Source organism: Labrenzia sp. THAF35 (assembly GCF_009363595.1).
In the GTDB taxonomy this organism is placed as follows: domain Bacteria; phylum Pseudomonadota; class Alphaproteobacteria; order Rhizobiales; family Stappiaceae; genus Roseibium; species Roseibium algicola.
This window is the reverse complement of record NZ_CP045381.1, coordinates 155,744-178,873: the sequence shown is the minus strand read 5'-3', so window position 1 is coordinate 178,873 and position 23,130 is coordinate 155,744. Positions and strand designations below refer to the sequence as shown.

At 60.4% G+C, this 23,130-nt stretch carries 20 protein-coding genes; 7 read left to right on the top strand and 13 right to left on the bottom strand.

Annotation, left to right across the window (positions count from 1 at the left end; all coding sequences use genetic code 11):
- Positions 1-11 precede the first annotated feature (11 nt).
- The 5 genes from fba to FIU93_RS29140 are packed head-to-tail and all read right to left on the bottom strand — an operon-like array spanning position 12 to position 4,084.
- Positions 12-1,049, bottom strand: a complete 1,038-nt coding sequence (fba, locus tag FIU93_RS29160) for a class II fructose-bisphosphate aldolase (RefSeq protein ID WP_055660946.1) — start codon at positions 1,047-1,049, stop codon at positions 12-14.
- A gap of 10 nt (positions 1,050-1,059) precedes the next feature.
- A complete protein-coding gene (locus FIU93_RS29155) occupies positions 1,060-2,046 on the bottom strand; it encodes a class 1 fructose-bisphosphatase (RefSeq protein WP_152507847.1) in 987 nt (328 codons plus the stop codon).
- 32 nt (positions 2,047-2,078) lie between these two features.
- Entirely contained in the window at positions 2,079-2,534 is a 456-nt protein-coding gene (locus tag FIU93_RS29150; RefSeq protein WP_152507846.1) for an RpiB/LacA/LacB family sugar-phosphate isomerase, read from the bottom strand.
- 1 nt (position 2,535) lies between these two features.
- On the bottom strand, positions 2,536-3,315 hold the full coding sequence (locus FIU93_RS29145; protein WP_152507845.1) for a triose-phosphate isomerase: 780 nt from the start codon (positions 3,313-3,315) through the stop codon (positions 2,536-2,538).
- A gap of 4 nt (positions 3,316-3,319) precedes the next feature.
- Positions 3,320-4,084, bottom strand: coding sequence for a DeoR/GlpR family DNA-binding transcription regulator (locus FIU93_RS29140; RefSeq protein ID WP_031269510.1), 765 nt, complete (start codon positions 4,082-4,084; stop codon positions 3,320-3,322).
- A 143-nt stretch (positions 4,085-4,227) separates the two neighbouring features.
- Here FIU93_RS29140 and tkt point away from each other — a divergent pair, with 143 nt between their 5' ends.
- The gene (gene tkt / locus FIU93_RS29135; RefSeq protein ID WP_152507844.1) at positions 4,228-6,243 is read left to right on the top strand and encodes a transketolase; all 2,016 of its coding nucleotides are present in this window, start codon (positions 4,228-4,230) and stop codon (positions 6,241-6,243) included.
- 26 nt (positions 6,244-6,269) lie between these two features.
- Here tkt and FIU93_RS29130 read toward each other — a convergent pair whose 3' ends face one another.
- From FIU93_RS29130 to FIU93_RS29115, 4 genes are all read right to left on the bottom strand, one after another.
- Positions 6,270-7,205, bottom strand: a complete 936-nt coding sequence (locus FIU93_RS29130; protein ID WP_152508001.1) for a sugar-binding transcriptional regulator — start codon at positions 7,203-7,205, stop codon at positions 6,270-6,272.
- A 146-nt stretch (positions 7,206-7,351) separates the two neighbouring features.
- Positions 7,352-8,284 (bottom strand): TIM barrel protein, encoded by a 933-nt coding sequence (locus tag FIU93_RS29125; protein WP_152507843.1) that lies wholly within the window; start codon positions 8,282-8,284, stop codon positions 7,352-7,354.
- A 45-nt stretch (positions 8,285-8,329) separates the two neighbouring features.
- The gene (locus tag FIU93_RS29120) at positions 8,330-9,847 is read right to left on the bottom strand and encodes a glycerol-3-phosphate dehydrogenase (RefSeq protein ID WP_152507842.1); all 1,518 of its coding nucleotides are present in this window, start codon (positions 9,845-9,847) and stop codon (positions 8,330-8,332) included.
- Position 9,848: 1 nt separating this feature from the next.
- Positions 9,849-11,453 carry an FGGY-family carbohydrate kinase gene (locus tag FIU93_RS29115; RefSeq protein ID WP_353621969.1) on the bottom strand — a complete coding sequence of 535 codons (1,605 nt, stop codon included), beginning with the start codon at positions 11,451-11,453 and terminating at the stop codon, positions 9,849-9,851.
- 540 nt (positions 11,454-11,993) lie between these two features.
- On the opposite strand from FIU93_RS29115, the gene FIU93_RS29110 reads away from it, so the two are divergent.
- The 6 genes from FIU93_RS29110 (at position 11,994) to FIU93_RS29085 (ending at position 18,424) form a co-directional block, all read left to right on the top strand.
- Positions 11,994-12,668, top strand: a complete 675-nt coding sequence (locus FIU93_RS29110; protein ID WP_286202470.1) for a DUF2291 domain-containing protein — start codon at positions 11,994-11,996, stop codon at positions 12,666-12,668.
- Positions 12,665-14,206, top strand: a complete 1,542-nt coding sequence (locus FIU93_RS29105; RefSeq protein ID WP_152507840.1) for a sugar ABC transporter ATP-binding protein — start codon at positions 12,665-12,667, stop codon at positions 14,204-14,206. The genes FIU93_RS29110 and FIU93_RS29105 overlap by 4 nt, the downstream gene beginning before the upstream one ends.
- Positions 14,207-14,219: 13 nt before the next feature.
- Entirely contained in the window at positions 14,220-15,269 is a 1,050-nt protein-coding gene (locus tag FIU93_RS29100; RefSeq protein WP_075281775.1) for an ABC transporter permease, read from the top strand.
- 98 nt (positions 15,270-15,367) lie between these two features.
- Complete coding sequence (locus FIU93_RS29095; RefSeq protein WP_023001437.1) at positions 15,368-16,315, top strand: D-ribose ABC transporter substrate-binding protein; 948 nt, start codon at positions 15,368-15,370, stop codon at positions 16,313-16,315.
- Positions 16,316-16,416: 101 nt separating this feature from the next.
- Positions 16,417-17,274 (top strand): DeoR/GlpR family DNA-binding transcription regulator, encoded by an 858-nt coding sequence (locus FIU93_RS29090; RefSeq protein ID WP_152507839.1) that lies wholly within the window; start codon positions 16,417-16,419, stop codon positions 17,272-17,274.
- A 169-nt stretch (positions 17,275-17,443) separates the two neighbouring features.
- Entirely contained in the window at positions 17,444-18,424 is a 981-nt protein-coding gene (locus tag FIU93_RS29085; protein WP_023014444.1) for a sugar-binding transcriptional regulator, read from the top strand.
- Between the two features lie 19 nt (positions 18,425-18,443).
- Here FIU93_RS29085 and FIU93_RS29080 read toward each other — a convergent pair whose 3' ends face one another.
- From FIU93_RS29080 to FIU93_RS29065, 4 genes are all read right to left on the bottom strand, one after another.
- Entirely contained in the window at positions 18,444-19,388 is a 945-nt protein-coding gene (locus FIU93_RS29080; RefSeq protein WP_152507838.1) for a sugar kinase, read from the bottom strand.
- Between the two features lie 23 nt (positions 19,389-19,411).
- Complete coding sequence (locus tag FIU93_RS29075; RefSeq protein ID WP_228148166.1) at positions 19,412-20,371, bottom strand: ABC transporter permease; 960 nt, start codon at positions 20,369-20,371, stop codon at positions 19,412-19,414.
- A 56-nt stretch (positions 20,372-20,427) separates the two neighbouring features.
- Complete coding sequence (locus FIU93_RS29070; RefSeq protein ID WP_075281778.1) at positions 20,428-22,032, bottom strand: sugar ABC transporter ATP-binding protein; 1,605 nt, start codon at positions 22,030-22,032, stop codon at positions 20,428-20,430.
- Positions 22,033-22,110: 78 nt separating this feature from the next.
- Positions 22,111-23,112 carry a substrate-binding domain-containing protein gene (locus FIU93_RS29065; protein ID WP_152507837.1) on the bottom strand — a complete coding sequence of 334 codons (1,002 nt, stop codon included), beginning with the start codon at positions 23,110-23,112 and terminating at the stop codon, positions 22,111-22,113.
- Positions 23,113-23,130 lie beyond the last annotated feature (18 nt).

The following is a 23,130-nucleotide window of genomic DNA, read 5'->3' as shown; positions in this document are numbered from 1 at the left end:
ACGCGTGATGTTCAGTTGTAGCGCTGTGCCATCGCTTCCAGCGGCAACGGGCGAATGCGGCTGGCGTGGCCGGCTGTTCCGAAAGCCTCGAAACGGTCGCGGCACACCTGCGCCATCAACTCCATGGCCGGCTTCAGGTATTTGCGTGGATCGAATTCGGACGGATCGTTCGTCAGGGCCTTGCGTACGGCTGCCGTCATTGCCAGGCGGTTGTCAGTGTCGATGTTCACCTTGCGCACACCACTCTTGATGCCGCGCTGGATTTCCTCGACCGGAACGCCCCAGGTCGGGCGAATATCACCGCCGTAGGAATTGATGATTTCCTGGAGATCTTCCGGCACCGAAGACGATCCGTGCATGACGAGGTGCGTGTTCGGCAGACGGGCATGAATGGCCTCGATCACGTTCATTGCCAGAACGCTGCCATCCGGCTTGCGCGTGAACTTGTAGGCGCCGTGGCTGGTGCCCATGGCAACGGCAAGCGCATCGACACCCGTGTCGGCAACGAAGCGTTCAGCCTCTGCCGGATCGGTCAGGAGCTGGTCTTCGCTCAGCTTTTCGGTCGCGCCATGCCCGTCTTCCTGATCACCCATTCCGGTTTCGAGCGAGCCGAGCACGCCAAGTTCGCCTTCCACCGAAACACCGGCCGCATGAGCCATGTCCACGACCTGCCGGGTGATGCCCGCGTTATAGGCATAGTTGGCAGGCGTCTTGCCATCCGCTTCCAGCGACCCGTCCATCATCACGGAGGTGAAGCCATGCTGGATAGCCGTCACGCAGGTTGCCAGGTTGTTGCCGTGGTCCAGATGCATGCAAACGGGAATATCGGGATAGGTTTCGGCGAAACCATCGATCAGGCGGGCCAGCACCCTGTCGCCGGCGTAGGCCCGTGCACCCCTGCTTGCCTGCAGGATGACCGGCGCATCGCAATCGGCCGCGGCGCGCATGACAGCCATGCCCTGTTCCATGTTGGAAATGTTGAACGCAGGCACAGCGTAGCCGTTGTCAGCTGCGTGATCCAGCAGCTGACGCAAAGTGATGCGGGCCATCAAAAGCTCCTTAGGTGTTGTCCGTGCAATAGGTAATGAACATGTCGACGTTTTCGGGTGACCCGAAAATCAACGGAATGTTCTGGTGCAGGCTCTCGGGCATCAGGTCGAGGATGGGCGTTTGCCCGTCCGTCGCCTTGCCGCCGCCCTGCTCGATCAGAAACGCGATCGGCACCGCTTCATAGACCAGACGCAAGCGCCCGTTCTCATAGCCGGGCCGCCGGTCGCCCGGATAAAAGAACAAACCGCCCTGAAGCAGGATCCGGTGAAACTCGCCAACCGCCGAGGCAAGCCAGCGCATGTTGTAGTTTTCGCCAAGACGCCCCTCCTTGCCTTTCAGAACGTCATCTGAAAAGCGCCGGACCGCATCCGGCCAATGACGGGCATTGGAGGCGTTGAAGGCAAGTGTTCTTGATTTAGCGGGCACCTGATGGTTCTCCCGCAACATGCGGAACACGCCCGCAGCGCGGTCGAAGACAGCAAGGTGAAGGCCGTTGCCCAGGCTGAACCCCAGGTCTGTGGAATGGCCAAACGAAACATATCCTGCCGCAATGACGGATCTGCCCGTGCACAGAAAACCCTGGTCCGATGCCGGCAGGATCGAGAACAGGGTCCCGAGCGGAGCGCCTGTTCCAATACTGCCGGACCCGTCGATGGGGTCGATGGCAACGTCGAGCGTGCCTTCCGGGTTGAGAAGAATGATCTCTTCGGCTTCTTCCGAAAGCAGCTGGCGGACACCTGCTGCCCGCAACACCTCGACCATGTGAAGATGGGCACCGACGTCGAGTGCCTTCTGCTTGTCGCCACTTTCATTGGTGCCGACGACTTCGCCGGGGTCCCCCGGCAACCGGCCCGCGGCAAGCCTGTCTGCCAGGACGCCGGTCGCATCCGCAATGGCCTGAAGAACGGCGGCGGTATCGCTCGCCCCATGCTGTCTTGCCAGATACGCCTGCAGCGTTTCGGCATTTACGTCCGTATCGTTCGGAAGTCTCAGCATGGTCTCATCATTCCTCAGGTCAGCAATTTCGATCAGACCGCATGATACTTCGAATCAACGGCATTGATCGCTTCAACATTGCTAGCAGAGCGGCCGTTGACGTCGAATGTTTCCTTCAGGAAGGCGTCGGCGATGGATTTGGCGAGTTCGGGGCCAACCACACGCGCGCCCATGGTGATGATCTGGGCATTGTTGGAAAGGGCTGCCCGCTCGGCGGAGTAGGTGTCGTGTGTCAGTGCGGCGCGAATGCCCGGCACCTTGTTGGCGGCAATGCACACACCGATACCGGTTCCGCACACCAGGATCGCCCGGTCGTAGGCACCGGAGATCACCTGGCTGGCAACACGCTCGGACAGATTGGCGTAAAACGCATCTGGCCCTTCGGGCGTTCTGGAGATCTCGTCGACCTCGAAACGATCCTTCAGGTAGTCCGCCAGCAGTTTCGCAAGGCCTTCGCCTGCACTGTCGCCCGCAATTGCAAGTTTCATGTCAAACCTCTCCGAGTTTCGACGAGCACCTGGCGAGAATGTCGAGGTAACCCTCGACTTCCCAGGCTGATCGTCCGATGAACAGCCCGTCCACATGAGGACAGGAAATGAGCTCTTCGCAGTTTCCGGGATTGACCGACCCGCCATAGAGGCAGGGGATACGCCGGTTGAGAACGTCCTCGGCAACGGCAATGATCTCCGCCTGGCGGGCGTCGGCATAGCCCGACGTTGCCGGCACACCATTGACGCCGATTGCCCAGACCGGTTCATAGGCAAGCAGGATCTCGGCCTGTTTCTGCCCATTGGACAGATTGCCAAGAGCCGCGCGAACCTGCGCCTCAAGCACCGCCTGTGCCTGTCCGGCCTCTTTTTCCGCCAGCGTTTCACCGATGCAGATCAACGGAACGAGCCCGTGACGCACGGCCGCTTCGGTCTTCAGGCCGACGGTCTCATCGGTTTCACCGAAAAAACTGCGCCGTTCGGAATGCCCAAGTTCGACAATGTCGAGACCGCAATCGGTCAGCATGAGCGGCGAGACTTCTCCCGTCCACGCCCCTGCATCTTCCCAGTGCATGTTCTGCGCGCCGACCTTCACCGATGTGCCTGCGAGCATCGCCTTCACTTCGCGCACCGCGGTGAAGGGAGGGATGACAAACCGCTGGATCCGGGGATCACGATCCGCGTCGGACGTGACAAGCCCGTCCGCAAACCGTCTGGCATCTGCCAGCAGCTTGTTCATTTTCCAGCTCGTACCGACCCATTTTCCGGTGAGGGCAGCCATTCGCTCAGTCCTTTGCGATCATCAGCTTGAGCCCCGCAGCCTCGATTTCCTTCGCCGCATCTCCGGCCGGCTGGTCATCCGTGATGATCCAGTCGAACCGATCCAGATCGGCAAGGGTATGAAGTGCGGTGCGTCCGAAACGCGTGTGATTGACGAGCAGGCAGCGCCGAGACGCAGCACCCATCATCTTTTGCTTGGAACGAACGACGTTGTCGTCCATGTGAAAGGCCTTCAGGTCCGCTACGGCCGGGGTCGACACGAAAGCGATATCCGCGCGCAACTGCGACAGCGCCGCTTCGGTAACGACGCCGAAAAAGCCGTTGAACTTGGCCGAATAGACGCCGCCGAGGCCCAAGAGGGTGATGCCGGGCTCATCCCGCAAACCATCGAGAATGGCGGCGTTGTTGGTGATGACCGTCAGCGGCCGCTTTTCCGGCAGCATTGAGCCGAGCACTGCGGCCATCGAACCGTCGTTGATCATCACGGTCATGCCTGGTTCGATCAGCTCGAGCGCCGCACGGGCCATCCGCTCCTTCGCGGCCGCGTCCTGGCGGGCCCGGATGCGGAAGTCGCTTTCGAACTGCGTTCCTGAATCCGCAGTGGCACCCCCGCGCACCTTGCGCAGCACGCCGGCCTGTTCGAGCTCGTCCAGATCCCGGTGAATTGTCATTTTCGAGACGGCAAATCGCTCCGCAAGGTCGTCGAGATCGACTTCCCTGTGCTCCACGAGCAGATCCATGATCGCCTGTCTTCGTTCTTCGCGTTTCACGCAAATCCTCCTCGTCCGGCGTTCACCGGATGCTTGATACCTAACATCACAAAATCACAAAATCAAAGTTATTTTGTGATTTTGTGATTTATTTTTGTGACATCCTCCGCTACGCCTATGCCGTAAGCGCAGAGGAGGACCTCATGACTACAGACACATTTCTATCGTCGAAAGCAGCCCTGGACCCGGAAAATTTCAAACTCGCCAACTGTATTCGGGCGTTGTCCATAGATGCCGTTGAGGCAGCCGCTTCCGGACATCCGGGAGCGCCCATGGGTCTCGCGGATGCAGCGACCGTGCTGTTCCGCAAACACCTGAAGTTTGACGCGAAAACACCGGACTGGCCGGACAGGGACCGTTTTGTGCTGTCAAACGGTCATGCCTCCATGCTCCTCTACAGCCTGCTGCACCTGTGCGGCTATGAAGACATGACGATCGAGGAGATCCGAAATTTCCGGCAGTGGGGCTCGATAACCGCAGGTCATCCCGAGCATGGTCACGCCAAAGGCGTCGAAACCACCACCGGCCCTCTTGGCCAGGGCATTGCGACCGCCGTCGGCATGGCCCTGGCCGAACGGCGTCTTGCAGATGAGTTCGGTGATGATCTCGTAAATCACAATACGTATGTGATCGTCGGTGACGGCTGCCTTCAGGAAGGCATTGGTCAGGAAGCGATCAGCCTTGCAGGTCATCTGGGCCTTGGCAAACTGATCGTTCTCTACGACGACAATTCCATCACCATCGACGGCCCAACCAGCGTTTCCTTTTCCGAGGATGTTCCCACCCGCTTCGCTGCCTGTGGCTGGCATGTTCAAACGTGCGACGGACATGACGGTTCTGCAGTCGACGCCGCACTGACCGCAGCCAAGGCAGCCACCGACAAACCCTCGATGATCGCCCTGAAGACCGTGATCGGCTTTGGCTCCCCCAACAAGTCAGGCACCGCCGGTGTACATGGCGCGGCGCTTGGCAAGGACGAAGCGGACGCGACCAAGAAAGCTCTCGGATGGACGGCTCCTGCTTTCACCATTCCGGATGATCTCGCCGGCAGCTGGAAGAAGATCGGTACACGTGGCCAGGACAGCCGCGAGGCCTGGGAAGGCCGGCTGGCAGGTGCGCCTGAAGACAAGCGCCGCGAATTCGAAAGACGCGTGAGCGGCACCTTGCCGGCAGGCTATGAGGCAGCAGTCTCCAGTGCGCGCGACAGCCTCTTTTCAGAGCCCAGGTCCGCTGCCACCCGCAAGGCAAGCCAGATGGCCCTGGAAGCCCTTGCCCCGGCCTTGCCGGAAATGATCGGGGGATCAGCCGATCTGACCGGATCGAACCTGACCCGCGTTCCTGCGGTCAACAGCCAGTTTTCGCGCGAAGCGTCCGGTCGATACATCGGTTACGGAGTTCGCGAATTTGCCATGGCGGCAGCCATGAACGGCCTCGCGCTGCATGGCGGCTTTCTGCCCTACGGCGGCACTTTCCTTGTCTTTTCCGACTATGCAAGGAACGCCATTCGCCTCTCGGCCCTGATGGGGCTGCGCTCCATCTATGTCATGACACATGATTCCATCGGTCTTGGCGAAGACGGCCCAACCCATCAGCCGGTCGAACACCTCCTCTCGCTGAGGGCAATCCCCAACCTGACGGTGTTCCGACCGGCAGACACGGTTGAAACGCTGGAAGCCTGGGACTGTGCCATTCGCTCCATGAATGCGCCGAGCCTTCTGGCCCTTTCCCGTCAGGCTGTCCCGCAACTGCGCCTGGAGCGGACAGAGGAAAACCTGACGGCACGCGGTGCCTATGTCATCCGCCAGTTCGGAGAGGGCCGCGACATCACGCTGATCGCGACCGGAACCGAAGTCGCACTGGCGGTCGAGGCAGCAGAGGGCCTGGCAACCGATGGACTGGCCGTTGCGGTCGTATCGATGCCGTCGTGGGAACTGTTCGACGCCCAGCCGGACGCCTACCGCGCCGAAGTTCTCGGCACCGCCCCGCGCATCGCCATCGAGGCCGCGGGAAAACTTGGCTGGGCCCGTTATGTCGGCAGTGAAGACAATGTCATCGGCCTGAGTGGTTTCGGAGCTTCTGCGCCGGCCGAACGTCTCTACGAGGAATTCGGCATTACGAAAGAGGGGATTGCCCGCAAGGCGAAGTCTCTGGCCGGCTGATCAAGCCGTCTGCGCATCCTGACCGGTCACGCTCCGGTCAGGGCATGCGCGGTGGTCTCGTCGGTGATGAGGCCACGCAGGCGTCCGCTGCGCAAGATGGCGCGAATGGCCTCAATCTTTTCAGGGCCACCTGCAATCGCGATGATCTGACTGTCGGCCCGTTCGTCCAGCGTGGCCGCAAGCGTGCGGGCGGTCAGGGTCGTTTCCAGTGTCCGTCCACTGGCATCGAAGAAGTGGCCGAGCATTTCACCGACACCGCCACCGGCCTTGATTTCCTGGATCTCACTGAGTTCGATCATGCCGGACGAGACCAGTTGCGCCTGCGGCGCTACGGTGCCAATCCCGACGAGCTTGATATCGGCTGCGTTTGCCATGTCGAACACGTCCTGAACCCCGCGCTGCGCGAGCAACACCTCCCGGTCTTCCGACGAATTGGCAAAGAAGGGCACCGGCATGACAAAAGCGCTCGCCGCCGTCTTTTCGGCAAGGCGATGCATGACGTCGTACGGATTGGCGGAAAAGTTGCGGGTCAATCCGCCGAGCAGGGACACGAACTGGACACCGCCTGCATCCATGCGGCTCATCAGACGAACAGCGTTGGAAAGCGTCCTGCCATGGCCAAGGCCAATGACCTTGTGCTCCTTGCGCTCGATTTCCCGGCGGATGAAATCCGCACCGGCCTGGCCCAGAGCCCGCAGCGGCATGCCGGGCTCGCCCAGATCCGGTGCGACATCACAGAATTCGAGGCCAAACCGGTCGCAGAGGCTGTCCTCCAACTCGACGCATTCGATGATCGCACCATCAATGGAGACCTTCACCACCCCTTCGGCAGCCGCCTTTGCGATCAGCCGGTGCGCCTTGACCGAGGCAACCCCGAGCCGCTTTGCCACGGCCGCCTGTGTCAGTCCACCGGCGTAATGCAGCCAGGCAGCCCGCGTCGCGAGCGATTCCTCCGGGTCGATATCCCTCACCTTGCGTACCTTCCCAATAATTCGCAATGCCGCTTGCCGCCGCCAGCCGAGCCGCGACGGTCACCTGATTTCAATAGCTTAGATATCGGGGCCTTGCTACCGCAAGCCCGTTGGCAAATAGCCGAAGACGCGATCAGCTAGATGTTGAGATCCTGCTGGCCCGTATCGATATGAGGTGCCCAGAAGGCAACACTCTCGGCGATCTGCGGAATGACCTGCCGGTCATTTGGCTCGCGCTCCTTGAAGCTGAGTTCCAGGCAGATCTCATTGTCCTCGGCGCCGCCTTTCGCCAAAGCTTCCAGGAGCGGCTCCGGATGGATCTGGCCACGGGCGTTGAATTCCGCTGTAAAGGGCCGATGGCCGCTCTTGTCCAGAAGGCTCTGCTTGATGTGAATGATCGGCGATACCCGTGGAACGGCTTCGGCCCAGGCAAAGGGGTTGAAATCGTCCGGATTTGAGCTGGTCACGTCACCGTGGTCGATATCGGCCATCATCCACATCGGAACGGCCATCGGCGTGGCCGAAATTCGCTCCTGAAGCGCAAGGCAGGTCGCTATGGTCTCACCGAATTCCCGGCCAATGCTCATCGGCTCCCAGAAAACATATTCCAGACCCGCCCCCTTCGCGTGTTCGGCAACCTCCGCCCAGCAATCGATGGCGATCCTGATCAGGTCGTCCCGCCGGACCGGATCGTCGTAATCCTTGTAGGTGAAAATCGCGAACTGGGTGCCGACGGAAACGCCTCCGAGATCGCCGATGATGTCGGCGAAGGTCTTGAACCAGTCTACATAATAACGCCGCACATCGGCATCTGGATGACCGAAATGATTGAGACGGCCGTAGGGGCCCGTCATACCGCTGGTCACCCGCACACCTGTCCTGGCAAGTGACGCCGACATTTCGCGCGTCAACCGCCGGATAAGGGGCGCCGGCCAGCTGGGGTTGATGAACTCGTGCGTCAACTGCAGGTCGCGGATCTTCAGGTCGTGAGCGACCGTCTCGATCAGATCCGCGGGATCCGCGTAGCGATTGACCAGCGGGTTTGTGTTGAGCGAAAGCGTCAGGGGCATGAAGTGTCCAGTCGTCGGGGAAATGGCAGGCGTCCGAGCCGGATATCAGGCGGCACGTGCGGCGTATTCGGCGTTGAACCAGCTTGAAAAGGCCGCTTTTTCATCCGCACTCAGGTGCAAGCCGTGTTTGGTTCGCCGGGTCAGGATGTCATCGGCGGTCTGCGCCCATTCCTCGTTGACGAGATGGCGCACCTCGGCCTCATAGAGTTGCGCGCCGAAGTGCCTCCCAAGCCCGTCCAGTGCGGTGGCCGAGCCGACTATCCGGCTGGTTCTTGCCCCGTAGCAGCGCCCGTAGTGTTTCAAAAGGGCGCGCGGCATCCACGGATAAGCCTCCCGCATCGTTTCCGAAAAGCTTTCGAAATCCGCATTCGGAATTTCGCCGCCAGGCAACGTGGCGGTTTCCGTCCAGTCGCCGCCCATCTGCGGGAAGATCCGGTCAAGCTTATGCATCGCCCGCTCGGCCAGCTCGCGGAAAGTCGTGATCTTGCCGCCAAAGACATTCAGAAGCGGGACATTGTCCGTCATGTCGAGATCGAACACATAGTCGCGCGTCACCGCGGACGGATTGCCCTTGCCGTCGTCGAACAATGGACGCACACCCGAGAAGGAGGTCAGGACATCCGACCGGCGCAGCTTTGCCTTGAAGTACCTGTTCACGGCCTTGATCAGATATTCGATCTCGAATTCCTCGGCCTGCACGTCCTCGGCGCGGCCTTCATAAGCGATATCCGTGGTTCCGATCAGGGCCTTGTCGCCCTCATAGGGGTTTATGAAGATCACCCGTTTGTCGTCGTTCTGGACCAGATAGGCCTGTTGCCCCTGCCAGAACTTCGGCACAACGATATGGCTTCCCTTGACCAGCCGCACGTTCCGGCTGGAGTTCGATCCGGCTACGTTCAAGATGACATCGGATACCCAGGGACCTGCCGCATTGACGATGCATCTGGCTCGAACTGTTGACGTTTCGCCGGTCTCGCTGTTGCGCAATGTTGCCAGCCAGACGCCGTTGTCGCGGCGTGCGCTGGCAACAGCCGTACGCGTGAGAACCCGAGCCCCTTTCTCGAAGGCATCCAATGCGTTGATGACAACAAGGCGGGCATCGTCGACCCAGCAGTCGGAATATTCGAAACCGCGCTTGTAACTGTCGAGGATCGGCGCACCTTCCGGATCCCTGTGCAGATCGAGCGTCCGGGTGCCCGGCAGCTTCTTGCGGCCTCCCAGGTGATCGTAGAGAAACAAGCCGAGACGCACGAGCCAGGCCGGGCGGTCCGCCGGGCTGTGAGGCAGCACGAAGCGCATGGGCCAGATGATATGGCTGGCGGAATTCATGAGCACTTCCCGCTCGATCAGGGCTTCCCGCACCAGACGGAATTCATAATATTCCAGATAGCGCAGACCACCGTGAACCAGCTTGCCTGACCGGGATGACGTTCCTTGCGCAAGGTCGTCCTTTTCGCAGAGCCAGACGGACAATCCCCGGCCGGCAGCGTCGCGCGCAATGCCGGCGCCATTGATGCCGCCACCAATCACCAAAAGATCGATCGTCTGCGTTTCGCTCGTCATTTCATGCTCCTGTGGTGACACTGCTGGCAGGTTCCGTCTCGTCGCGGCTTTCGGTGTGCAGTTTCGCGAGCAGGTCCCATGTGCCTGCAAGATCCCTGCGAAGACCTGCAAAGACCGGGAAAATAGCCTCGTAGGACCGGACAAGGCCGGGATCGGGTGCTTCCGCCTGTCCAAGCAAGGGCGTGACCCACTCGCTGATGCAGCTGCGCATGTCCGGATAAACGCCGGTAGCAACCGCCGCCATCATTGCAGCACCCGCCGCTCCGGCCTCGTCCCGCGCCGAGACGCGAACCGGTGCGTTCACCGCGGCTGCCAGTATCTGGCGCAGTGCCGGGGAGCGTGCCGCGCCTCCGGTCAACCGAAGTTCGGAAGGAAGTGCTCCCATTGCGGCGTAGCAATCACGGGCGGCCATACCGAGACCTTCCGCCACCGCACGCACCAGATCCGCGTAGCCATTTGCGGCGGAAAGCCCGGTAAATCCGGCGCGGGCGTTGGCATTGACGAAGGGGCCACGTTCGCCAGCTTCAGAGATGTAGGGGTGATAGAGGATGGCGCCCGGCTTGCCGGCGGCAAGCCAGCCCTCGATGTGGGACACCAGATCGCGGTGAGAGACATCCTGTCCCATGCCGCGCATCACGTCCGCGGCAATGTTGAGAACCCAATCAAGATTGAGCGTGGCCGCCATGTTGGTCTGCACCTGGGTAACGATGCCCGGCACCGGCAACGCAATCACATAACCTGTGCCTTCAGCATTGAGGTGCACTTCTTCGGCTGGCTTGGCATGCATGTGCACACCGGTGGAGCCAATCGTCGAACAGGCGGCATCCGCTTCACCCGTGTAGACACCGGCGCCTAGTGCCGTCATCACCATGTCGACGTAGCCGAGCGAAACCGGTGTCCCCACCCGAAGGCCAGTCGCCTGCGCGGCCGCATCGCTCAGCCCGTGGGTCGTTTCCGTTCCCTCGACGATCTCCGGCAGCAGATGCCGCCGGTGCCTGAGGCCGAGTGCTTCGATAGCCACATCGTTATATTGCCGGGTCCGGAAGTTGCCGAAGGTGAAACTAGCCTCGGACGGGTCCGTTGCCCGGACGCCCGTGAGGTTCAGGTAGAGCCAGTCCTTGCAATGAAGCGCGACTTCCGCACGGTCCAGGCTTGCCGGATCAAACCGGTCCATATGCGCAAGCTGGGCGCCTTGCTGACAGGTATTCAGCCCTGTTCCCGTTGCCTCGAACCGGGCCCGGTTTAACGCATTTCCTTCCAGCCGGCTGACAGTCGGTGCGGCACGGGCATCAAGCCAAAGCCAGGCGTCACCGACCGGAACATTGTCCCGTCCCACCAGCCAGGTTCCATCTCCCTGCGCGGTCACGCCGATCGCGACAGTGCGCCCGCTCAGGCCATCGACCAAATTACCAAGCTGTTTCAGGGCTGTGACACAGTCCTGCCAGGTTCGGCTCATGCACTGAGTCGCGGCACCTCCCGCGCCGGTGTCATAGGCATTCGTGACCGAAGCCACCGCAATCTGGGTGCCTGAAAGGTCGAACGCCACCGCTTTCACCACGGACGTGCCGGAGTCGATTCCGATAAGAATGTCGCCCTTATGCATGATGGCGTCCACCGCCCAAGCCATGCTCAAGAGCCGCTATTTCGGCTTGCATTTCATTCCTCCCAGAAAGCTTCAACTGACCGGACTCTCGCAGATCCTGACTGTTTGCACAGCCCTGCATGCGCCGTTCGGGACGAAGCTTCTGCAGTCTGTATATAACACTATTATCTCATATGCATGTATTTTTTTACTGACAAAGTAATTTATTTCATCTAGGGTGATTGTCATTGGGAGGCATGCAGTAGGCATTTCTCCCGGTGCGAGGGTGGGAGCAACGTTCGCAGGAACGGGACCCTCAAACGAAAAAGCCGCGCAAGCGCGGACTGGGAGGAGAACAATGGTTTTCACGTTAGAAATGACGGCCGCCCGGAAGCGCATCGCGGATCAATGCCGCACGCAGCACCTGGCATTTGCGCATTCAGTTGCGCATAGCCGCTAAGGACGTGCTGAACGGGCGCGGTTAACGGGCGTCCGACTCATCCAGCTCCTGACACGAGAAGAACATGCCGGCCGCAAGCCTTGTCGCGGCCGAACGAGAATTGCATGCCGGAGGAAGATATGGCCAAGGTCGAAACAGCAGTCGGCGGCTCATCATTCGTGAAGCCCAGCTATGGAAAGTGGATCGCGGTCGCGATCGCCGCTGTAGTGGCCGGCGCCATAGTCCTGGACACCAAGGTCGTGCGTGTCGGCTCCGAGAGCGACATTCGGCAACAAGCTTTTTCACCTGACGTCTATGGCGTGGACACTTTCCCTCGTATACGCGACTTCGTTGCGCAGAAGGCCGTCGAAGCTAGCGAGATCGGAGCCCTGGCGCTTTCCGACAAAACAAAGCTGGCCGAAACCTACGGCACGGCTTCGTCTACCGGTTCGATCATTCCGGTGAAGTTCGAAGGTGTCGTCGGCGAAGGAAAGTCGGGACTTTACAACGTCACGATTGACGGTGTGCCGTCGGAAATCCGGGTTCGCGTCCAGACGGGTCCTGCCATCAACGGCACGGATCTTCGCGATGTCCCGGGGGATATCGCCTTCGGCGATTTCAAGAACCAGATCGAGTATCAGAACGCCGCTTCCGCCATCAACCGGGCAATGAAGCAGGTGGTGCTTGAAGGCCTCGACACGAGCGCCCTCACCGGCAAGACCATTCAGGTCACCGGCGCGTTCCGCCTGATCAATCCCAAGAACTGGCTGGTAACACCGACGGAGGTCACCGTTCGATGAACGCGATCCATCCCGTTGCCGCAGTTGAAGACGAAGTCGTGCTCGCCGCGCGTAATGTCGCCAAGTCCTACGGTGCGATCCAGGCTCTGAAGGGTGTCAACTTCGACATTCATCGTGGCCAGGTCACCACCCTTTTCGGTGAAAACGGCGCCGGCAAGTCGACCTTGATGCGCATCCTGTCCGGCATCACGACGCCGACGACGGGTGAAATCATCCTGGATGGCGCACCGATCACCTTTGCCTCGGCCACCGAAGCCCGGGACAGAGGCATCTCCATCATCCACCAGGAGCTGAGCCTGGCGCCGAACCTTTCCGTGCGGGACAACATCTTCATGGGCCGTGAAATTCGCGGACCGATGGGGGTCGACTTCGCGGAGGAAGAACGCCAGACGCGAGCGCTGATGGTGGAGCTGGAAGAGGATATCGACCCGCTGACGCCGGTTGAGGATCTGCGCCTCGGCCAGCAGCAAATCGTCGAAATTGCCCGTGCGCTTTCATATGACAGTCGCATCCTCATCATGGACGAGCCAACCTCTGCCCTTTCTGCCTCGGAAGTGGAAGTGCTGTTCAAGGTCATTCGCGATCTGACAAGCCGCGGCGTTTCCATCGTCTATATTTCCCATCACCTGGAAGAAGCGCTCCAGATCACCGATCACGCGGTTGTCCTGCGGGATGGCGTGATGACCGCCTATGCGCCACGCAGCGATATCGACCTGGAATGGATCGTCCGCAACATGGTGGGCGAGAACTATGATCTCGGCTCACCACCGACCGGTTACGATTTTGGCGAAACCGCCCTTTCCATTCGCAATCTGACCGTCGCCGACCCGTCAGGCGCGGATTACAACGTGGTCGACGACCTGTCGCTTGACGTGAAAGCCGGCGAGATCGTCTGCATCTACGGATTGATGGGCGCCGGACGCACCGAACTTCTGGAAACCGTCGCCGGGCGGTTGAAGCAGGAGACGGGAGACATCCTCCTGAACGGCGGCAATGTCTCGCCCCTCTCTATCGGCCAGAGAATTGCCAACGGTCTCGCGCTTGTTCCCGAGGATCGGCAGAAGGACGGCCTCGTCCAGACAATGACGGTCGGCCAGAACCTGTCGCTTGCCTCCATCATGGATTTCACGCGCGGCATCTTCACGTCCAGAAAGCTGGAATCCGATCTCATCGAAACCAGCATCCGCAAGGTCACCGTCAAAACCTCCGGACCGGACGCGGCGATTGGCTCGCTGTCTGGCGGCAACCAGCAGAAGGTCGTGATCGGCAAGATCCTGGCCACCGAGCCGAAGGTGATCATGCTCGACGAGCCAAGCCGCGGCATCGATATCGGCGCCAAGGCGGAAGTGTTCCGGCTCTTGGCCGAACGTGCCCGCGAAGGTCTGGCCGTCATCTACTCGACCTCGGAAGTCGGCGAATGCCTGTCCATCGCCCACCGCATCATCGTCATGCACCGGGGTCGGATCTCGGCGGAATTCGATTCAACCATCAGCAAGGAAAAGATCATGGCCGCCTCCGGCGAAGCCGTGGTCGCCTGACGGAGATCAGATCATGAGCGTTACGAGCGCCAACACGCAACCGGTCGCCAAGAACCGCCAGTCCCGCGAGCACAATATAGGACGGCTCCTTCTCGAAGGCCGCGCTTTCTTCGCCCTTATCGCGATCATTGCCGTTTTCTCGTTCCTGTCGCCGCATTATTTCACGGTCGGGAACTTCCTGATCATGTCCTCGCATGTGGCGATCTACGGCATTCTGGCCATCGGCATGCTGCTGGTGATCCTGAACGGCGGCATCGACCTTTCGGTCGGCTCCATTCTGGCCCTGTCCGGTGTCATTGCCGGCTTCCAGATGCAGGGCATCGTTCTGGATGCCTTCGGCGTCATCGTCTATCCGCCGGTCTGGGCGGTGGTCGTCATTACTTGTGTCGTCGGGGCGCTGGTTGGCGCGGTCAACGGGATCCTGATCGCCTGGTTCCGCGTTCCGGCTTTCGTGGCAACGCTCGGCGTCATGTATGTCGCCCGCGGCATCGCCCTGTTGATGACCAACGGCCTCACCTACAACAACCTGTCCGGCGACCCTTCGCTTGGAAACACCGGTTTCGACTGGCTTGGTTTCAACCGTCTGTTCGGCGTGCCGATCAGTGTTCTGGTGCTGGCGGCACTTGCGATCGTTGCCGGCCTGATGCTCAGCCGTTCCGCCTTCGGTCGCTGGCTCTACGCTTCCGGCGGCAATGCCCACGCGGCCGATCTTTCCGGCGTCCCCGTCAAGAAGGTGCAAGTTGCGGTCTATACGCTCTCCGGCATTCTTGCGGCCATCGCAGGTCTAGTTCTCTCGTCCCAGCTGACATCCGCTGGCCCGACCGCGGGAACGACCTACGAGCTGACCGCAATTGCTGCTGTGGTGATCGGCGGTGCAGCCCTGACCGGTGGCCGAGGCACCGTCCGAGGCACCATGCTGGGTGCCTTCGTCATCGGTTTCCTGTCCGACGGCCTCGTGATCATCGGCGTCTCGTCCTACTGGCAGACCGTCTTCACCGGTGCCGTGATCGTGCTCGCCGTCCTGATGAACTCCATCCAATACGGCAGCGCGCGGAAGAAATAGCCACTGCCTCGAACAGATTTCGCCGCTCCCGGAGGACTTAGGGAGCGGGAATACCCGCCAATTGGCGAGCCCCATTCACGCTAAGGGAGGAATACTCGATGTTGAAATTTACCAGACGGACCCTGCTTGCTGCTGCCGCCGTCCTGCCGATGATTGCAAGCCCGGCTCTTGCCGACGGCCTGATCTCGATCATCGTCAACGACCCGGCCAACCCCTACTGGTACACCGAAGGCCATGTGGCAAAGGCGACTGCGGAAGAGCTCGGTTACGAGGCACAGGTCAGCGCCCATAAGGGTGACACCAACACCGAAAGCACCCTGATCGACACCGCGATCACCAACCAGTCCAAGGCAATCATTCTCGACCCGGCCAATGCAGACGGTTCTGTTGGCGCGGTGAAGAAGGCCGTGGCCGCCGGCATTCCGGTGTTCCTCATCAACGCTGAGATCAACCAGGAAGGCCTTGCCCAGGCACAGCTCGTTTCCAACAACGCCCAGGGGGCTGCAATCGGTGCGCAGCAGTGGGTGGAAGCCGTTGGTGAAGAGGGCAAATACGTCGAGCTTTTCGGTGCGCCGTCCGACAACAACGCAGCGACCCGTTCCAACGGTTTCGAAACCGTGCTGACCCAGTACCCGGATCTGGAAAAGGCAGCACAGGAAGTCGCCAACTGGGACCGTACCCAGGGCTATCAGAAGATGCAGTCCATGCTTCAGGCCAATCCGGACATCATCGGCGTCATTTCCGGCAACGATGAAATGGCTCTCGGCGCCATCGCCGCCTTGAAGGAAGCCGGCAAGCTTGACCAGGTGAAGGTCGGTGGCTTTGACGGTTCGCCGGACGCTGTTGCTGCCATCCGTGCTGGCGAACTTCAGTACACAGTACTGCAGCCGGTTGCTGTCTTCTCCGCTGAAGCAATCCGCCAGGCCGACAAGTACATCAAGACCGGCTCCACCGGCGCTGAAAGCGAAAAGCAGCTCTTCGATTGCGTGCTGATCACGGCCGACAACGTCGACAAGGTCACGGCAGCCTTCACCCTGACCCAATAATACCTCCCCACCTGACGGAGGCATCACAAGGTGCCTCCGCTTTTTTCCGGGCAACCGGACCGCAACGCTGCCACTTTGCCAAATTCGGACTTTGACGTTAAGTGAAGCTGATCGAGCAGCAGCAGAAGCGACACAGCGTGGCATCGGACAACACCAATTCCCCCGGAAACCGGCCCCACCTTCCCACCGACAGCCGACAGGCGCGCCAGATTGCGCGCAGGCGTTTGATCGCCGACTACGTCAACAGCCGCCAGAGTGCGCGCATCGACGAGATTTCGAAACGCTTCGGCATCAGCCTGATGACGGTCCACCGCGATATCGACACGCTGGTCGAGGACGGGCTTGTCTCGAAGTCCCGCGGTGTGATCACCTCCAGAACCAGTGCTGCTGGTTTAGCTGAACCGGCTGATACCGCGGCAACTGACGCCGGCGACTATCAGGCGATCGCAGCGGCCGCTGCGGATCTGATCCAGCCCGGCCAGACCGTTTTTCTCGCAGGTTCCCCGATCCTGAGGCACGCAGCCAGGCACCTCGCCAGCAAGGTGCCGCTCACAATCGTGACCAACTCCCTCGATCTGATGAACGATTTCCGCGAGCTTCCCGATATTTCTCTCATCGGGCTCGGCGGGACGTTCAAATCCTGGTCTGGCTGTTTCCACGGTCCGCAAACGATCCGCGAAATCAACGACATCGATGCGGATGCGGCGATTGTCTCTGCGGATGCGATCTTCGAGGAAAAGACCTTCTACGAGACAGAAGAAGACCTGGCCGTTCGGAATGCGATGCAGGAAAAGGCCAAGCGGATCATACTGGTTGCCAGCCATGGTATGTTCGACAAGAAAGCCTTTTACGGTGGCAACGATCTTCGTGACTACGACGCGGTTGTCGTGAATTCCGCCGTTCCCCCGCTGCTTGTCGACCGAATGCTGTCCAGAAAAATCCACGTCCGGCTTGCCTGAGATCCTCTCGACAATTCTTGTCTCCAGACATTCGTAACATTGTCGTCTTTTGTTGCAACAAAATGACAAATGTTACTTAATGTTACCAAAAGTCAGATTCACTAATCGGCGGATTGGACTATCGGCCGAAATCGTGCAATTCAGATCGGCAACAAAGGGGGGAGCGGTCATGACAATGGAACCGTCTCGAGAGGTCAATCGCCGCGTACCTGCGGAGTTTGACGATGTCGTCGTCTGGGCAGCCTGGCTCTATTACGAAGAATCGCTCAACCAGAGCGACATTGCCGGCATCATCGGTGTCTCGCGCGCGACCATCGTGAACTATCTTCAAGAAGCACGAGAGCGGGGTGTCGTTCGCATCGCCATGGATGCGGGCGTCATGGCACGTTCCGATCTCTCACGGGAGATATGCGAACGCTTTGGCCTCAGCGAAACGCTGGTGGTGCAGCATCAACCCGGCGCGGATGCCCAGACACGGCTATTGACCCTTGGTGCAGCCGGTGCGCGCCAGCTGGAGCGGATGATCGACCCCGGTGAGATCCTCTGTGTTTCCTGGGGCAAGACTGTTCTTGCGGTTGCCGACGCGTTGAAACCCATGAGCGACGTCGACGGGGTCACGGTGGTTCAGGTGACAGGAGCCGCTACCAGCAAGCGCGACTTTTCCGCCGAACTCTGCACCGCAATCATGGCCCGTAAGCTTGGTGCGATCAGCATGAACCTGAATGCACCCGCAGTTCTGTCGAGCGCAGACCTGTGCCAGGCGCTGCGACGGGAACCTGCCCTCGAACGCCAGTTCGACATGATCCGGCAAGCCCGTACGATCGTTTTCGGGCTCGGCGGCCTTGGTCCGGAAAGCACCATCCGCTTTGCCGACATCGCGACGGACGAGGAAATCGACGCTTACGGTGAAGACGGTGCGAAAGCCGTTCTGATCTGCCGGTTCCTCGATGAGGAGGGCAATCAGATCACGCGGGAATTCGACAAGCGCATGATGGGGATCGAACTCGACGAACTGCGCGCCATTCCACGCCGGCTTTGCGTGGCAGGCGGTTTGTCAAAGCTCGAGGCAATCCGCGCAACGCTGAAGGGTGGCTATGCAACCCATTTTGTCACCGACCTGGAAACGGCGCGGGCCCTCCTCAAGGGCTGAGGCCCGCGCGTTCTGTCTGTCAGGCAAGAACCTTCGCCGAATTCATGAAGTTGACGGTGTCCTCGAAGCTCTTGATGCCCGCGTCAGACCCGAGCCCCGTCGCCACAAGCGCCGCCGAGGCCTGCGCAAAGTTCAGCGCAGTCTTCAGATCCATCTTGTGATGAAGGGCCGTGATGAACCCGGCATCGAAGGCGTCGCCGCAGCCGGTCGTATCCACGACGGAAATCTCGAACGCAGGCTGGCGGACAAACTCGCCCTTGTGATCCATGAAGCAGACGCCGTCACCGCCGAGCGTGAAGACACACTGCTTGACGCCGCGATCCAGGAAAAAACGTCCTGCTTCCTGGATGTCGCCTGCACCGGAAATCAGACGGGCTTCTTCGATCGACGGCATGAAATAATCGACATGCGGAAGCAGCGGCAGGAGCAGGTCGATTGTGTTTTCGTTGGCTCCCAGCAGATCGAAGGTGACCGTGCGGCCACGTTTCTTGGCTTCCGCCAGAAGTCTCGCGCTCGGCTCGCCGTCCAGTTTGGCCAACAGTCCGGTTCCACCCAGGTGAATGATTGACGGCGCCAGCACGGCATCAAGCATGTCTGCTGGGACATCGAAATGATCGGACGCGCCGCGCTGGTGCAGGGCTGGACGGTCGCCGTTGCGGCGCACGTTCAGGATGGTTGCCGACGTCGGTACGCCCTCGAGCCGCTGCATCAGGCTGGTGTCGACCTTGAACCGGTTGAGCGTCGACAGCACGAAGTCGGCCTTTTCATCGTCGCCGACGGCTCCGACGGCCAGACAGTTCAATCCGAGTTTCGCCATATCGATCACCGTACCGCCCGCGGTACCGGCAACGGTCAACCGAATTTCGTCGATGAACTCGACGTTGCCGCCCTCGGGGATCCCATCGACCGGGCGACCGAGAACGTCAAGAATGTAAAGGCCTATGACAGCAGCATCGTGGCTCATTTTTCCTCCCGGGAAATTATGTTTCAGGCGCGGTTGCGCAATGCGAAGATCGTGCCCGCCAGCAGGATGAAGGCGCCGATGATGGCGAGCTGAAGCGTGCTGGGGATACCGATGAAGACAAGAACGTTGCTGACCAGCGTGATCAGGACAACGCCGAGCAGTGTGCCGACCACGGTTCCCGAACCGCCGGTGATCTTGGCGCCGCCGAGCACCACTGCCGCGATGATTTCCAGTTCCATGCCTGCAAGGTCGAACGGGTTGGCAAGCCGGTTCGAAGCGACATGCACGATACCAGCGACACCAGCCAGAAGGCCGGCCCAGCCGAAGACGAACAACCTGACATAGAACAGATTGAACCCGAGGCGCTCGGCAATACCCGGATTGCCGCCAGCCGCGAAGATCGCCCGTCCCATGAGCGTTCTTTCGAGGATGAACCAGGTCGCAAATGCCGCGGCCACCAGCACCAGCACTGTTGCCGGCAGGGTCGAGATCACACCATTGGTGCCATGCCACGTGATCAGCGAGGCTTTCCCGAAGCCATCCATCGCGGCCGGAATATTCATGAACAGGGCCGTTCCGATGAACGTCAGCAGGAAACTGCGAATGAAGTACTGGGTGCCGATGGTGACGATCAGCGAAGGCGTGCGCAGCGCATGGACCAGAAGCCCGTTGACCACGCCGAAAGCAGCTCCTCCGGCGGCGGCCAGCGGTAGGATCACCCAGATCGGCATGCCCGGAAACACATTCGTGACCAGCATGGTCAGCGCGTACATGACGAAGGCGGCAATCGCGGTAAACGATACATCGATCCCGCCGGCGGCAAGAACGGCAAGCACGCCCATCGCGAAGATGCCGCGGACCACCGAGGCCCGCAGAATGTCGAAGAGATTGTTGACCGCCAGAAAGTCCGGATTGGCAATTGCAACGCCGATCACCGTCAGGATGACGAGTGCAAGAGTGAACAGCTCCGGTCTGCGGCCCATCAGATCCCAGATGCGCTTGAACACGCCGGGTCCGCTGTTGGTAAGGGTCATGTCGGTCACTGTGCGGCTTCCTCGTCCATGTTCGCCGGCGCTTCCGTCGCCGGGCCTGCAGCCATTGTCTGGTAGATCCCGTCTTCATCGACCTCTTCGGCCGCATAATCGGCGACGATCCCGCCCTGTCGCATGACGAGAATGCGGTCGCAGTTCTGCAGCAGCTCGGGAAGGTCATCGGAAATGATCACGACAGCCATGCCGTCGTCCGCCAGACGCTGAATGATGCGGAAGATCGTATCCTTCGAGCCAACATCGACGCCGACAGTCGGGCCGTGCAGCACCAGAAGGCGTGGTTCGATGGTGAGCCAGCGTCCGATCAGAACCCGTTGCTGGTTACCGCCTGAAAGCGACTGCACCGGCACCGTGACATCGGGCGCGACCACCTGAAGATCAGTGATCTGGTCTTCGGAGAGCTTGCGCGCCTTGCGCTGGCTGATCATTCCGAAGAAATTGCGCAGCCTGTTCAGCACCGGCAGCGTGACGTTGTCCTGAATGGATTTTTCCAGGAAGAGGCCTTCGGTCAGGCGGTCTTCGGGAACGTAGCCAACCCCTTCCCTGATGGCCTCGGCCGGTGAGCGCAGGGCAACCGACCGGCCGTCCAGACGGATCGTGCCGCGCTCTGCCGGGACGACACCGGACAGCGCGAGGGCCAGCTCGTTGCGGCCGGAATCCAGAAGGCCGGTCACACCCAGAATTTCACCCTTCCGCACCGTGAACGAGAGGTTCTTGAAGGCACGTCCCTGGCTCAGTCCTTCGACCTGAAGCAGCGTGTCGCCGATTTTCGGTTCGGTGCGATACCGGGCCTCGGAAATCTCGCGACCGGTCATCAGATGACCGATTTCGGCCTTGTTGGTGGTGGTCACGTCGCGCTCGGCAACCTTCTGACCGTCACGCATGATGATGGCGTGTCCACCAAGCGACTTCACCTCGTCGAGCTTGTGCGTCACGAACAGGACCGTCACGCCCTTGTCCAAAAGCTTCCGGACGACGGAAAGCAGGTAGTTCACTTCCTGCCGAGTGAGCGAAGTGGTCGGCTCATCCATGATGACGAGCCGTGCCTCTGCGGCAATGGCGCGGGCAATCGCGACCAGCTGCCGGGTTGCAAGAGGAAGCGTGTCAATTCTGCGCGTCAGGAAGGCACGGTCCGTCGGCAGATGAACCTGCTCAAGAGCCTTGGCCGCTGTTTCGTAAAGCGCGCCCAGCTTCAGCCTCCGGGCGAGACTGCCGTCTGCTTCCACGAGCTGACCTGTGAGGGCGACATTTTCGGCAACCGACAGATTGGGGAGCAGGGAAAGGTCCTGATAGACGGTCTCGATGCCCGCACGCAGGGCACCGATGGCACCGAGATCGCCTGCGACCTCGCCTTCGGTCTGCACGCCATCGATGAAGATCTGTCCCGATGTCGCCGGTTGGGCGCCAGAGATGATCTTGATCAACGTGGACTTGCCGCAGCCGTTTTCACCCATGAGATGGTAGATCTGTCCGGCATGAAGCGTGACGCTGACATCCTTCAGCGCCTGCACGCCGCCGAACGACTTGCGCACATTACGGATCTCTAGAAAAGGCGCCGTGCCTGTCTTTTGAGACTGAGCGGGCTGGGGCTGCATGGTGACGTCCTGTGAATTCGATAGGTTCGGGGACGCGGTGTTCCCGCGCCCCCTGTTTTGCAGTCGTGTGTCAGTGGATCAGAACGGGTATTCGCCGTAGTTTTCCTTGCCGACATCAACCCAGGCCTGACCCTGAATGATAATGCCCTTGCCCGGTCCCTGGCTCACCTTGACCGAGTTGTAGCCCTGCACGCCGAGGTCGGCGCCATCGGTGATTTCTTCGCCATTGAGGATCTTTTCCGAAACGATGTTCATCACGTAGCCGGCATCCTTCGGATCCCAGAAGTAGATCCGGTCGACAGCGCCGGTCTCCAGGTAAGGTCCGGTGTCCTTGGGCAGACCCAGGCCGAAGACGCAGGTCTGATCAGACCGGCCAGCTTCCTCGATCGCACGGCCGATGCCGATGACGTCGATTGCGGAGGAACCCTGGAAACCCTTGATGTCCGGATAGGCGCGCAGGATTTCCTTGGCCTTCTCATACGCCTTGTTGGCGTCGTTGAAGGATTCGTTTTTCGCAGCAACCAGTTCCATGCCCGGATACTTGGCTTCCGCGTTGGCCGCACCGGCATCAACCCACTGGTTGTGCGTCAGGCTGCCGAGCGAGCCGACGAAGGTCGTCCACTTGCCTTCACCGCCCATGCATTCGGCCAGACCTTCGTTGATCTTGGTGCCGAACGCCGCGTTGTCGAAAGCTTCGATGTCGGCATCCGCGTTGACGATGCTGTCACCTTCATGTGCGATGACCTTGATGCCACGGCCCTGTGCACGGCGCAGCACGCCTTCCAGTGCGGACGGATCCATCGGCACTACCGCGATCGCGGAAACGCCCTTGGCAACCAGATCCTCGATGATGCGCGCCTGCTGAGCGGCATCGGCCTGTGCCGGGCCGATCTGGGTGGCGTCGATAGCCTCCTTGTCCGCATTGAAGGCATCGACGCCTTCGTTCATGCGGATGAACCAGTTTTCGCCGGTAACCTTCACGACCGTCGTGATGGTCTGCTCGTCTGCAGCCAAAGCCGGGCCGGCAAGTATAGTGCTCAGGACGAGCGCGCTTCCAGCCAGTTTCTTGACTGATTTCATAGTCTTTCCTCCACGGTT

Bases quoted from the DNA above. Each gene is read 5' to 3' on its own strand.
- fba (WP_055660946.1), bottom strand. From the start codon at position 1,049: ATGGCCCGCATCACTTTGCGTCAGCTGCTGGATCACGCAGCTGACAAC.
- FIU93_RS29125 (WP_152507843.1), bottom strand. From the start codon at position 8,284: ATGCCCCTGACGCTTTCGCTCAACACAAACCCGCTGGTCAATCGCTAC.
- FIU93_RS29110 (WP_286202470.1), top strand. From the start codon at position 11,994: ATGCCGGAGGAAGATATGGCCAAGGTCGAAACAGCAGTCGGCGGCTCA.
- FIU93_RS29075 (WP_228148166.1), bottom strand. From the start codon at position 20,371: ATGGGCCGCAGACCGGAGCTGTTCACTCTTGCACTCGTCATCCTGACG.
- FIU93_RS29100 (WP_075281775.1), top strand. From the start codon at position 14,220: ATGAGCGTTACGAGCGCCAACACGCAACCGGTCGCCAAGAACCGCCAG.
- FIU93_RS29065 (WP_152507837.1), bottom strand. From the start codon at position 23,112: ATGAAATCAGTCAAGAAACTGGCTGGAAGCGCGCTCGTCCTGAGCACT.
- FIU93_RS29155 (WP_152507847.1), bottom strand. From the start codon at position 2,046: ATGCTGAGACTTCCGAACGATACGGACGTAAATGCCGAAACGCTGCAG.
- FIU93_RS29070 (WP_075281778.1), bottom strand. From the start codon at position 22,032: ATGCAGCCCCAGCCCGCTCAGTCTCAAAAGACAGGCACGGCGCCTTTT.
- FIU93_RS29145 (WP_152507845.1), bottom strand. From the start codon at position 3,315: ATGGCTGCCCTCACCGGAAAATGGGTCGGTACGAGCTGGAAAATGAAC.
- FIU93_RS29095 (WP_023001437.1), top strand. From the start codon at position 15,368: ATGTTGAAATTTACCAGACGGACCCTGCTTGCTGCTGCCGCCGTCCTG.
- FIU93_RS29105 (WP_152507840.1), top strand. From the start codon at position 12,665: ATGAACGCGATCCATCCCGTTGCCGCAGTTGAAGACGAAGTCGTGCTC.
- tkt (WP_152507844.1), top strand. From the start codon at position 4,228: ATGACTACAGACACATTTCTATCGTCGAAAGCAGCCCTGGACCCGGAA.
- FIU93_RS29150 (WP_152507846.1), bottom strand. From the start codon at position 2,534: ATGAAACTTGCAATTGCGGGCGACAGTGCAGGCGAAGGCCTTGCGAAA.
- FIU93_RS29080 (WP_152507838.1), bottom strand. From the start codon at position 19,388: ATGAGCCACGATGCTGCTGTCATAGGCCTTTACATTCTTGACGTTCTC.
- FIU93_RS29120 (WP_152507842.1), bottom strand. From the start codon at position 9,847: ATGACGAGCGAAACGCAGACGATCGATCTTTTGGTGATTGGTGGCGGC.
- FIU93_RS29085 (WP_023014444.1), top strand. From the start codon at position 17,444: ATGACAATGGAACCGTCTCGAGAGGTCAATCGCCGCGTACCTGCGGAG.